This window comes from Variovorax sp. OK212 (genome assembly GCF_900112425.1).
In the GTDB taxonomy this organism is placed as follows: Bacteria; Pseudomonadota; Gammaproteobacteria; order Burkholderiales; family Burkholderiaceae_C; genus Variovorax.
The window spans coordinates 139420-152785 of record NZ_FOLP01000015.1; the positions used below are offsets into that span (position 1 = coordinate 139420).

A 13366-nucleotide genomic window follows, 5' to 3' on the forward strand; every position below is an offset into this window, starting at 1 on the left:
TACGGGTTGGGCCGCGCAGGCTCGTCATGGAGGTATGGAACCGATGCCTCATGACGACCGGCCGCGCACCGCGCGCAGCGACGACGCCTGCCTGGGCGAGGCGCTGGACTGGATCGTGCGCCTGAACCGCCTTCGCGCGAGCGAGACCGATGTTCTCGCGCTCCAGGGCTGGTGCGCGCGCAGCGCATCGCATGCGCGGGCCTGGCGCGAGGCCCTGGCGTTGTGGGGGCTGCTGTTGCCGGCCGCACGCGCGCCGTTGCAGCGCAAGCGACGCCGCGGCGCGGCCAGCCGCCCATCGATCGCCAGCGCCGCCGGCGACATCCGGTTCTTCGATCGCAGCGCCGCAACAGGTGCCGCGCCGGACATCTCGTCCTCCTCGCAACTCCGCCGCAGGCACTCATGGTCTTGAACCCGTACACCACCCGTTCGCGCCGTTCCACGCTGGAACCCCGCGAGTCCGCTGCCGGCGGCGATCTCCGATTGACGCCGCTTTCGCGCGCGGTGGCCGTGGCGCTCGCCGCGCTCGGCGCCCTGGCGCCCGCGCACACGGCCCAGGCGGCGCAAGCCTTCAGCCCCGCATGGTTCGCCAGCAAAGGGGCTGCGCAAGCTGGTGCCGTGCAAACCGGCCGGCTGCCGAACGGCATGCCGGCGTCGAGCCTCACGAACCCGGCGCAGCAGCAACAGCAGGCGAACGAGCAGCTGCAGCGTTCGATCGGCAACCTGGCCCTGGCCGCGCAGGCCATTGCCGCGCAGCAGGCCGTACAGGCGGCGGCGCGCGAGGCCGCGCTGAAGAACCCGTCTTCCGTGCCCGACGGCCTGGCAGACGGCGGCTTGAAGATCGACACCCACAGCCTCACGGCCGGCTGGGCCAATGCCAACGCACCGGTGCAGTCGCAGCAGGCCGACGGGCGCACGAACGTGGCGATCCAGCAGACCGGCGACAAGGCCATCCTGAACTGGGAGACCTTCAACGTCGGTCGCAACACCACGGTCGAATTCAGGCAGCAGGCCGACTGGGCGGCGCTCAACCGCGTGAACGATCCGCAGGCGCGGCCTTCGCAGATCCAGGGACAGATCAAGGCCGACGGCACGGTGCTCATCGCCAACCGCAACGGCATCGTCTTCAGCGGCAGCAGCCAGACCGACACGCGCAACCTGGTGGCGGCCGCCGCGCGCATCGGCGACGAGCAGTTCAAGGCGCGCGGCATCCACAGCGCGAAGACCGGCGACAGCCATGCGCCGAGCTTCACCGACGCGGCCGGCGCCGTGCGGGTGGAGGCGGGCGCGCAGCTCACGACCCGCACGCCCGCCTCCGTCAAGCAGGGCGGCGGCTACGTGCTGCTGATGGGCCAGGAGGTGAGCAACGCGGGCACCGTCACCGCGCCGCGCGGGCAGGTGCAGATGGCCGCGGGCGACTTCTTCATCGTGCGCCCCGGCCAGGGCACGGCGGCCAACCAGGCCTCGACCACGCGCGGCAACGAGGTGTCCCCCCAGTTCGTCGCCGGCAGCACGGCGGGGCACGTGCTCAACACCGGCCTGCTTCAGGCGCCCGAGGGCGACATCACGCTGGCCGGGCGCAAGGTGGTGCAGGACGGCGTGGCGCTGGCCACCACCACGGTGGACACGCGCGGCACCATCCACCTGCTGAACTCGGCGAGCGACAAGCTCGGCAGCGTCACGGTCACGCAGCGCGCGTTGAACGCGGTGCTGCTCGACGACAGAGGCGGGCGCACCGCGCTGGACAGCCAGCGCGACGCCGCCATCGCCGAATCGGGCAGGCAGAACAGCCTGCGCGCGGCGACCGGCGTGTTCGACAACCTCTCGCTGCTGAACGACCGGCAGGATCTTTCGCGCATCGAGATCGTCTCGGGCGGCAACGTGCTGTTCGAAGGCGGCTCCACCACGCTGGCGACCGGCGGGCAACTGGCCGTGAGCGCGGGCAAGCTCGCCGGGCGCAGCACCGTGGCCGACGGCGCGCGGCTCGACGTGTCGGGCGCGGTGGGCGTTCGGATCGCGATGGCCTCGAACAACGTGCAGATCAACATCCAGGGCAACGAGCAGCGCGACGCACCGCTGAACCGCGACACCTCGGTGCTGAACAACGCCAACGTATGGATCGACCGGCGCAAGCTGGTGCGCGTGGCCGCCGGCGTGGGCGGCTACGACAAGGAGCGCTGGTATACGCCGGGCGGCCTGCTCGAAGTCGGCGGCTACCTCGGGCTGCAGGGTCACGGCATCGGGGAATGGGCCGCGCAGGGCGGCAGCGTCGTCTTCGGCGGCGGCGAGCTGGTGACGCAGGCGGGCTCGAACATCAATCTCTCGGGCGGCACGCTCGACGTGCAGACCGGCGCCATCCGCCAGAGCTGGCTCAAGGGCAAGGACGGGCGGCTCTACGAGGTGTCGAACGCACCGGCCAACGTCGAATACACCGGCCTCTACAAAGGCTTCGAGGACGCGCACAAGCGCTGGGGCGACAAGACCACGGGCTACTTCTACAACCCGCTGATCGGAGCGCAGAGCCGGCTCGAAAACGGCTACACCGTGGGCCGCGACGCGGGCCGGCTGGTGGTGTCGACCGGCGCCGCGGTGCTGGAAGGCGACATCACCGCCACCGCGTACCAGGGGCCGCGCCAGACAGTGAAGGGCGACGCCGCGCTCGACGGCTATGCCCAGTCGCACAACGCGGCGGCGCAGGCCGCGCAACTGGTGCTCGGCAGCTACACGACCGGCTACAACCCGCAGGCCGGGCCACTGCCGGTGGGCGCCTTTCGCATGCTCGCACCCACGTTCGAGCGCATCGTGTTCGACGATGCGCAACCGGATCTTGGCGCGGGGCTGACGCCGGACGGCGTGCTGCCGCAAGCGCGCAAGGACGTCCTGTACATCAACAGCAAGCGCCTGAGCGGCTTCGGCCTCGGCGCGATCACGGCCCTGGCGAACGAGAGCGTGACGGTCGACGGCGGCCTTGCGGTGTCGCCGGGCGGCAGCATCGAGCTGTTCGCGACCCAGGTTGCCGTGAACGCGGACCTCACCGCGCGCGGCGGCGCCATCGTTGCGGGCAATGCCGCGGCGCCGCTGATGCGCGCGGGCCTCACGCCCGTGCTCTTTCCGGCGCCGAGCGCCGAGAAGCCCGGCGAAGTCGTCATCGCCAAGGACGCGACGCTCGATGCGCGGGGGCTGTGGACCAACCTGCAGCTCGATCCGGGCAACGGCCTGGGCCTGCCGTACCTTGACGGCGGCCGTATCGACGTCCGCAGCGCGGGCGCGGTGACGCTCGCGGCCGGCACATCGGTCGATGTTTCTTCGGGCGGCGCGGTGCTGGTCAACGGCAAGACGCGCGGCGGGCGCGGCGGCGACGTGACGCTGGGCGCGGACATGACGCTCGGGCAATCGACCACGCACGGCCTGCTCACGGTCGACGGCGACATCCGCGGCGACGGCGTCAACGGCGGCGGCACGCTCAAGCTGATATCGGGCGGGGGCCTCGTGGTCGGCGGCCAGGTGCGCGGCACGGGCGGCATGCTGAATGCGGGCGAGCGCGCGCCCTTCGACCTGATCCTGCTGCAGGACTACCAGGTCCGGGCCGGGGATCTCCTGGCGGTGGACTACACCTACGAACGCACGCAGGCGCGGCCGGGCGAGGCCGTGGGGGCGGCGCCGGTCTTCGGCAACGCTCCGGCAAACGCCGTTGTCCTGGCGGCCGACTGGAAACCGCCCGAAGCATTGGCCGGTACCGGCGCTTACACCTTGCAGGCCATCGTCAACGGCGCGACTCGGTTCTTCGACATCGGCCGGGCGGCGGCCGGGGCAATCATCCCGACCTTGCCGGCAGGCTCCACGTTGATCGGAATCACCAACACCTTTGCGTTCCCGCTGGGCTACAGCGTGCCGGCGAACGTGTTCCCGAACGGGATTCCCGTCACCCCTCAAGTCCTGACGGTCGCCGCCGGCCAGGCCGCACCGGTGGACTTCACGCTCGCAAGCGGCACCCAGGTGGCCGCCGGCTCCGTCTTCCGGCAGGACATGGCCACCCGGCCCAACACCGCGATCGACGCGGCCGTGCTGCAGTCGGGCTTTGCGCGCTACGACCTGAACGGCCACCTCGGCGTGATCGTGGCCGACGGCGCGCGGCTCGATGTCCGGATGCCCGTGTACCGGTTCACCGACGGATCGAACACGGTCGCGACCGGCCGCGACCCCGCGGCCGGCCTCGCGCTCTGGATGCCGCCCGTCTGGACGGAAGACCCGGTCAAGGGCGTGCTCACCCAGCGCGGCGGTGCCAGCCTGACCTTGCAATCGACGGCGGGCTCGGGCACCGCGTCGACGTCCACCGGCCCCATCGACATCCGGCCAGGCACTGCGATCGATGTCGACCCCGGCCAGGCGATCACCTTGCTGGGCCGCGACGTCACGGTCGAGGGCAAGCTCAGCGCACCGGGCGGCACGATCGCGATCGACCGGCCCCAGACCACGGCGCTCGCAACGCCGGGCCTCGTCTGGATCGGCGACCGCGCCGTGCTGGATGTCGCCGCACGCGCGGCCACCGCGCGGGACATCTTCGGGCGGACCTACGGCCAGGTGGCCGACGGCGGCACGATCAGCATCGGCGGCGCGCTCGACTGGGACACGACGGGCGAGGCAAAAGCCGCCGATGCGTTCATCGTCATCCGTCCGGGGGCGCTGCTCGATGCCTCGGGCACGCGCGCCACGCTGGATCCCTCAGGCAACGCGGCGGGCCGCTCGCCGGCCCCCGTCACGGTGGCCAGCAACGGTGGCTCGATCGTGCTCAAGTCCAACCACGGCCTGTACCTGGACGGCACGCTGCGTGCGGCGGCCGGCGGCGAAGGCGCCGCGGGCGGCACGCTCGCGCTCGCGCTCGCATCGCCGATCTATGAGAAGGCGACCACCCGCGGCGACGTGCTGCGCCACCGCGAACTGGTGCTGGCGCAGACGCAGGGCGACAGCCCGGTGGCGGCGGCGCAGACCGTGGCGCACGCCAGGCGCGGGATGCTCACGGGCACCGCGCGCGTCGGCGTCGACCGCATCGAGGCCGGCGGCTTCGGCAATCTTTCGCTGCTGGTGGACGGGGCGCTCAGCTTCGACGGCAACGTCGCGCTCGACATGGGCCAGAGCCTGCGGCTGTATTCAGGCACCTACGCGCACGGCGAAAACACGGCGGCCGGCTCGACGGTGTCGCTGTCCGCGCCCTATGTGCGCCTGGCCGGCGCGACGCGCAGGGCCGCGGGCGACGCACAGGTCATGGCGATGGCCCATTGGGACAACGGCCCGTCCAACCAGCCGGGCGACGGGACGTTCTCGGTGCTGGCGGACCTGATCGATGTCCGCGACGCCGCCGGCTTCGGCACCCACGCGGAGGTCAACCTGGGCATCGAGGGTTACACGGTGGACCGGCGCGGATTCGAAACCGTCGACCTGACGAGCCGGGGCGACATGCGCCTGCTCAAGGGCGGCGTGCTGACAGCCGGCAACATCCGCCTGACCGCCGCGCAGATCTACCCGGGGACCGGAACGGCCAACACCATCACGGCCGGCTACAAGCGGGGCAGCGGCTACGTTCCGGGCAGCGTTCTGTCGATCCACCGCTACGGCGAAGGCGATGTCGCGTTGCCCTATTCGGCCTTCGGCAGCATCAACCTCGGCGCCGAGACCATCGAGCAAGGCGGCATCGTGCGGGCGCCCCTGGGACGGCTGACCCTTGGTACGGAAGTCGATCCCGTCACGGCTGCGACGAACCGCGTGACGCTGCTGCCCGGCAGCATCACCTCGGTGAGCGGCGAAGGCTTGCTCATGCCCTACGGCGGCACGGTCGATGGCCTGAGCTACCTGTACAACGGCCAGCCGGTGGTGCTCAAGGGCGTGGGCGACCTGGACAGCGGCGTCAAGGTGAACACGCGCCACCTGGACGCGCAATCGGGCTCGGTGCTCGACCTGTCGGGCGGCGGCACGCTGGTGGGCGCGGGCTTCGTGAGCGGGCGCGGCGGCTCGGTCGATGTGCTCGCCACGGCCCTGGCCAACGTGAATCCCGCCAACGGCTTCAGCCGCGCCGGCAATGCCGTGTATGCCATCGTGCCCGGCAGCGCGGCCAGCCATGCGCCGGTGGCGCCCGACGCGGGCTTCGGCACGCCGGGCATCGGCCAGCAGATCACCGTGCCCGCGGGCGTGCCCGGCCTGCCTGCCGGCACCTACACGCTGATGCCCTCGAGCTACAGCCTGCTGCCGGGCGCCTTCCGGGTGGAGATCGGCGCGGCCGACCGCATCGGCCTGGCGGGTGTCACGAGCGTGGGCAACGGCTCCTATGTTGCGGGTGGCCACCTGGGCGTTGCCAACACGTCGATCCGCGAGGCGCTGCCCAACCAGGTCGTCATCACGCCGGGCGACAAGGTGCGCAGCTATTCGAGCTACAACGAGACCGGCTACAACGCCTTCGTGCTGGCCGACGCGGCGCGGCGCGGCTTCCTGCGCGCGGCGCTCACGTCGGACGCGAAGACGCTGGACATCATGCTGTCCAGGCCGTCCGCGGAGGACGCGGACCGGACCGCGCTGAAGTTCGACGGCGAACTGCGCCTGGGTGCGCAGCCCGCCAGCGCGGGCTTCGGGGGGACGGTGAGCGTGCGCAACCTCGGCGAGGTTCTCGCCGCGGGGCGGGCGGCCGACGAGACGCTGGCGGGGGCCTCGGTCCACGACAGTGAATTGAACAAGCTGGGTGGGTCGCGCCTGGTGCTCAACGGCACGCTGGGCCCCACCTATGGCCAGCGCGGCCGGATTGTCGAGATCGTGAGCGCCGGCAGCCTGATCGTGCGCAGCGGCGCCAGCCTGTCGGCGGGCGAGCTCATCCTCGCGGGCGCGCCTTCTCCCATCGCGGATGGCCGCATCACCGTCGAGGAAGGGGCATCGCTCAGCACCATCGGCAGGGGGGCGGCGAGCTATGGTTCGAACGACGGCTATGTGTTCGTCGGCACCGGGGTGGTCGCGCTGTCCAACGGCTGGTTCAACCTTCTTCTCGCGCAACCTGCCGTGGGGCAAGGGTCCGGAACGGTTGCCATCGATATCGGCAGTTGCGTGAGCGCGGCCTGCAACGCAGCGACCCGGCTGGTGTCGGGGGGCACGCTGGCGATCGCGACCGGGGGCGCGCTGACTCTGGCCGACAACGTCTCCTACGGAACGCGCAACCTCTCGCTGGCACTGGCCGCGGTCAACCTGGGCGAGGACGCCGGCATTGCCGCCGCAAGGGCCGCCGGGCAGCTGCCGAGCGGGCTGGTGCTCAACCAGGCCAAGCTGGACCAGCTGCTGGCGGGCAACACCGCCACCGGCGCTCCGGCGCTGGAGACGCTGACGCTGAATGCGCGGGATGCAGTGAACACCTACGGCGCCGTGAAGCTCGATGCGTCGAGCCTCGACCGGCTGGTGCTGGGCACGCCCGCGATCTACGGCTACGGCGCGGCGGGCGACGTGGTGGCGATCCGCGCCGGCGAGTTCGTCTGGACCGGTGCCGAAGGCGCGCCCGGCGCCGCGGTCGCCGGGCTGCCGGGCGGCGGCACGCTCGACATCGCGGCGCGCTCGATCGTGCTGGGCCACGGCCCGTACGCGCAGGCCGACGGCACGCAGACCGATGCGCGGCTCGCGCTGGGCTTTGCCGAGGTGAAGCTCACGGCCTCCGAGCGCGTGACCTCCAACGGCGGCAGCACGCTCTCGGTGTATCAACGCCAGGGCGCGTACACGCCGGGCGAAGGGTATGCGTACGAAGGCGGCAACCTCGTGATCACGTCGCCGCTGCTGACGGGGCAGGCGGGCTCGAAGAACGTGATCACCGCGGGCGGCGCCATCACCGTGGCCGCGCCGGCAGGCGGTTCGACGGCCACTGGCGACGCACTGGGCGCCACACTGGAACTGAGGGGGAAGAGCGTCGGCCTGGAGGGCAGCATCGTGCTGCCCTCCGGGCGGCTGGTGCTCGCGGCAACCGACGGCATCGTGCTCGGCGCCGCATCGCGCATCGACCTGTCGGGCCGCAAGGTGTCGCTGTTCGACGTCGACAAGTACAGCTGGGGCGGCGACTTCGTGCTGACCAGCGCGGCGGGCAGCATCACGCAGGCCGCGGGCTCGGTGATCGATGTGTCGGCGCGCTTCAATCGCGGCGGCACGGTCGAGGCCACGGCACTGGGCGCGGCACTGGGCGCGGATGCGGGGCGCGTCGAACTGCTGGGCGCCATTCGAGGCAGCAGCAGCGGCACCTACGACGCGGGCGGCACGGTGGTGCCCTACGACGCGGGCGAGCTCACCGTGCGCGCGCAGACGCTGGGCGATTTCGCCGACCTCAACCGCCGGTTGAACGAAGGCGGCGTGTTCGGTGCGCGCCGCTTCCAGGTCAAGCAGGGCGACCTGGTGGTGGGCGATGGCGTGAAGGCCCGCGAGGTGTCCATTGCCGTCGATGGCGGCAACCTGCGCGTGGACGGGCGCATCGACGCCAGCGGCTTCCAGGTCGGCACGATCCGCCTTGCGGCCAAGGGCGACCTCACGATCGACGGCACGCTCGACGCGCATGCCACGGGCCTGCGCGTGGACAGCTACGGCAAGATCATCGACAGCCCCAACCGGGCCGTCGTGGACCTCACCAGCAGCGAAGGCATGCTGACGCTGGGCGGCGGGGCGCGCATCGACCTGCGCGCCGGCACCGGCGTGGCCGTGGGCGCCGGGCGCGGCCAGAACGATGGCCGCTCGCGCGGCACGCTCGACCTGAATGCGCCGCGCATCGGCACGGACGACGTGGCGGTCACCGTCAACGGCACGCCGTCGATCCAGGGCGCGAAGACCATCGCGGTGAATGCCTTCCGCAGCTACGACGATGCGCCGCTGGCAGACCTGCCCGACGTGTCGGGCTACCGGCCGCAGCTCATCACGCAGGGCATGCTCGACCGCATCGACGGCGACAGCCAGGCCTTCATCAACGCGGCACTCGGCAACACGGCGCTGAGCAGCCGGCTGGCGGGCCTGGGCGGCTACCACCTGCGCCCCGGCGTGGAGATCGTCAGCGACCGCGTGAACAACCCCCATGGCGACCTCACCATCGACGGCGACCTGGACCTTTCGGGCCATCGCTACGGACCCGGCGCCGACCGCAGCGATCCGGCGCGGCGCGGCTACGGCGAACCGGGCCGGCTGGTGATCCGCGCGGCCGGCGGGCTCAACGTCCACGGCAGCATCAACGACGGCTTTGCGCCGCCTCCGGCGACGCTGGACGACAACGGCTGGGTGCTGACGGAGGGGGGACGGGCCGCATTCGGCGGCGACATCGTGGTGCCGATCGACAACGTGGTGCTCGACACCGGAACGGTCTTCGCTGCTGGATCGACCCTCAACTACAGCGTGAACGTGGCGGCGATGACGCTGCCCGCGGGCACTGTGCTGCCGGTGGACGCCGTGCTCACCGGCACGCTGAATCTCTCGGCGGGCACGGTGGTCGCCGCCAACATCTACAACGCCGACGGGTCGGTGGCCTATGCGGCCGGCACGGTGCTGCGAACCGCCACCGCGCTGGGCGCCGGCATGCGGCTGGGCGCCGGAACGGCGTTGCGCGCGCCGGTGGGCGTGGGCGCGCTGACCTGGCCCAAGGGCGTGGCGCTGCCGGTGGGCATGACCACCACCGGCCAGACCGTTCTCGCGCGCGGATCGCTGATTCCGTCGACGACCACGATCGAACTTCCGGGCGACCAGCCCATCGACCTGCGGCCTTCGGTGAACGGCGTGCAGGGGCGCAACTGGGCGGTGGCGCCGATGCTCGGTGAAGGCGCCACGTCGTGGGACGTGCAACTGGTGGCGGGCGCCGATCTGGGTTCGGCGGACCGGCGCGCGCTGAACCCGGCTTCGACCGCGGCCATCCGGCTGGGGGACACGCACGCGGTCAGGGACTACATCATTGGCAGGAACACGGTCATTACCTGGGGGCCGACCGCGAACGAAATGGGCGACTATGTCGAGGGCGACGAAGTGCCGGCGTCCGAAATGTGGGTTTGCGTCTTCGATCCGTCCTATTGCGTGGAGACGTCCGGCCCGCCCAGCGTCACGGGCAGTCAACTTGCCGCGCCGGCGTTCAGCGTGCTTCGAACCGGCACCGGCGATCTCGAGATGCTCGCCGCCGGCGACATCCGCATGGATTCGCTCTACGGCGTGTACACCGCCGGCTCGGCAACGGCGGTCGACGCGGCGTACAACCGGCCGCGCGGCAAGGACGCCAGCGGTTCGCCGATCGGCCCGCAGTCCGAGCTGCTCGACTACGGCGCCGCCCTGGCGACCTACCGTGCCTGGTATCCCGACCAGGGGGGCAACGTGCTGATCTCGGCCGGCGGCAACCTGGTGGGCGACCTGGCGGGCAACGAGCTGTCGAGCGTGTTGCCGGGCAACTGGCTGTGGCGACAGGGCTCGGGCACGGCCGCCATCGACCAGGCGATCCCCACGTCGTGGTGGATCAATTTCGGTGCGTACACGGCCACGACAGAGCGAAGCAACCGGAAGGCGCCGGACCTCACCGGCTTCACGGGCATCGGAACGCTGGGCGGCGGCGACGTGCGCATTCGCGTGGGCGGCGAGGCGGGAACGATCGGATTGCGCAGCGGCCAGAGCAGCGGGGCAAACCCGACGGACCGCAGCGAAGGCCTGGTGGTCGCGGTGGCCGGCACCGGCCGCGTCGGTGCCGACGGCACGCTCACGCTGACCGGTGGCGGCGACATCGACATGCGCGTTGCAGGCGCGCTCAACCCCAACCGCAACCTGAGCACAGGTTCGGAGAAGCTCGCCCTTACCGGCGCCGTTGCGAACCTGCGCGGCGCCACCGAGGTCAGCGCCGCATCCATCGGCAGCCTGGGCCTGCAGTACCTGTCGGGCACCTTCAAGTTTTCCGACCCGGTCGACGCACGGGGCATCGATCCGTTCTCGGCGAGCTATGCCAACGCCAGGGGTGGCATCAACCTCGTGCCGGGCGACACGGCGATCTACCTGCAGACGCGCGGCGACCTGGTGCTCGGCGGCGCGTCCGATCCGGGGCGCAGCGGCACGCCGAACAGTTCGGCCTTCTCGGTCGGTGGCCAGGCGCCCGGCTCGGGGGGGCAGGGGTGGTTCAGCCTCTGGACCGACCGCAGCGCCATCAATCTGACCTCTGCCGGCGGCCACCTGACGCCCACCATGGCGGCCGGCGACAACAGCCAGTTGCGCACCACCTCGAGGGACGCATGGATCGTCTACCCCTCCATCTTCCGGGCCGCGGCCCTGACGGGGAGCCTGTACTACGGCTACGCGGCGTTGCCGCTCGCCGTGGGCAACCCCGACATGATCAGCTACGGCCTGACGCTCGCGCCGTCGGCCACCGGTGCGCTGGAGATGCTTGCGGGCGGGTCCATCTTCGCGGGCCAGTATTCGGTCGGCATGTCCGGCATGGGCACGCCGTTGCCCACGCCGTTCAACCCCGCATTCGCCGGCCAGGCCCATGGCGCCGGCAAGGTGCTTGTGACCAATGTCGCGAGCGACGGCCCGGCGATCTCCGGGCCCGTCGACCAGCCCACGCTCATCCCCACGCTCTTCGCGTTCGGCCCGAACACGGCGGCGGTGCCGCTGGACCGCGCGGGCGATGCACCGCCCGTGCGCTTCTATGCCGCGGGCGGCGACATCATCGGGTTGAAGACGGGCGAGGTCATCGCACGCGGCGAGAACACCTGGTACAACGCCGCCGCGCCGGTCCGCGTGATGGCGGGCCGGGACATCGTCAACACCGGCGTCGCACCGGGCGGCTCGACCGTGAGCTCCCAGGAACTCGGTGGCCGGCTGCGCGGCAACCTGATCGTCCACGGCAACGCCACCGATGTCTCCGTCGTCTCCGCCGGCCGCGACATCCTCTACGCCAACTTCGACATTGCCGGCCCCGGCACGCTCGAAGTCTCGGCGGGCCGCAACCTGCTGCAGGAAGACCGCGGCGGCATCACCTCCATCGGCCCGATCGTTGCGGGCGACACCCGCCCGGGTGCTTCGGTTGCGCTGATGGCCGGCGTGGGCGCATCGGCCCTGGACATGTCGGCGATCCGCACGCGCTACCTCGATCCGGCGAACCGCGCCGAGGCCGGCGCGTCCCTGGCCAGCCAGCCGGGCAAGGCCGTGAAGACCTACGAGGCGGAACTCGGCGCGTGGCTGAAGGCACGCTACGGCTTCAGCGGCACCACCGCGCAGGCGCTGGCGACCTTCGACGCGCTGGCACCCGAGCAGCAACGCATCTTCCTGCGCGAGGTGTACTACGCCGAACTGCGCGAAGGCGGCCGCGAGTACACCAACCCCGACAGCAGCCGCTCCGGTTCTTACCTGCGAGGCCGCGAGATGATCGCCACGCTGTTCCCCGACAGGGATGCGGCCGGCCACCCGGTGGCGCGCGGCGGCGACATCACGATGTTCGGCGGCTCCGGTGTGCGCACCGATTTCGGCGGCGACATCGAGATGCTGGCGCCGGGCGGCAAGATCATCCTGGGCGTGCAGGGCGCGGTGCCGCCGGCCACCTCGGGCGTGATGACGCAGGGGCAGGGCGACATCCGCCTGTTCAGCGAAGGCAGCCTGCTGCTGGGCCTGTCGCGCATCATGACCACCTTCGGCGGCGACATCTTCGCGTGGTCGGTGAAGGGCGACATCAATGCCGGCCGCGGCTCGAAGACGACCGTGCTGTTCACGCCGCCCAAGCTGGTGTACGACAACGTCGGCAACGTCGAGATCTCGCCGCAGGCACCGAGCTCGGGCGCGGGCATTGCCACGCTGGCGCCCATTGCCGAGGTGCCGCCGGGCGACGTGGACCTGATCGCGCCGCTGGGCACCATCGACGCGGGCGAAGCGGGCATCCGCGTGTCGGGCAACGTGAACGTGGCGGCGCTGCAGGTGGTGAACGCGGCCAACATCCAGGTGAAGGGCCAGTCGGCGGGGGTGCCGGTGATCGCGTCGGTGAACGTGGGCGCGCTCACCAACGCCAGTGCCGCCGCCGCGCAGGCCGCCACCGCGGCGCAGGACGCGGTGCAGCGCGAACGCGCGGCGCAGCGCCAGGCGCTGCCTTCGGTGTTCACGGTGCGCGTGCTGGGCTTCGGCAACGAGCCAACCGGTGGCAGTGGAGGCGGCAGTGGAGGCGCCGGTGCCGGTGGTGCCGACGACGGCAAGGCCTCGGCCGCGCCGGCCAGCTACAACCCGCGCAGCGTGATCCGCGTGCTGGGCGGTGGCGGCAGCCTGCCGCCGTCGGCGAGCCGGCAACTGACGGACGAGGAGCGCGCCAACCTGCAACGCTGACCCGCGCCCGGCGCCCCGGCCGGAGGGCGCATCCGTTCGTTCTTCCCCT

The 13366-nt window shown here is 71.6% G+C and carries 2 protein-coding genes; both read left to right on the plus strand.

The window, feature by feature from the left end; all coding sequences use genetic code 11:
• Window positions 1-43: 43 nt before the first annotated feature.
• Window positions 44-409 (plus strand): FecR/PupR family sigma factor regulator, encoded by a 366-nt coding sequence (locus BM004_RS30550; RefSeq protein ID WP_093219009.1) that lies wholly within the window; start codon window positions 44-46, stop codon window positions 407-409.
• On the plus strand, window positions 400-13317 hold the full coding sequence (locus BM004_RS30555) for a filamentous haemagglutinin family protein (RefSeq protein ID WP_093218967.1): 12918 nt from the start codon (window positions 400-402) through the stop codon (window positions 13315-13317). The genes BM004_RS30550 and BM004_RS30555 overlap by 10 nt, the downstream gene beginning before the upstream one ends.
• The last annotated feature ends 49 nt before the right edge of the window (window positions 13318-13366 follow it).

What these genes read in the sequence shown, in the direction of transcription:
- BM004_RS30550 (WP_093219009.1), top strand. Translation starts at nt 44, where the DNA reads ATGCCTCATGACGACCGGCCGCGCACCGCGCGCAGCGACGACGCCTGC.
- BM004_RS30555 (WP_093218967.1), top strand. Translation starts at nt 400, where the DNA reads ATGGTCTTGAACCCGTACACCACCCGTTCGCGCCGTTCCACGCTGGAA.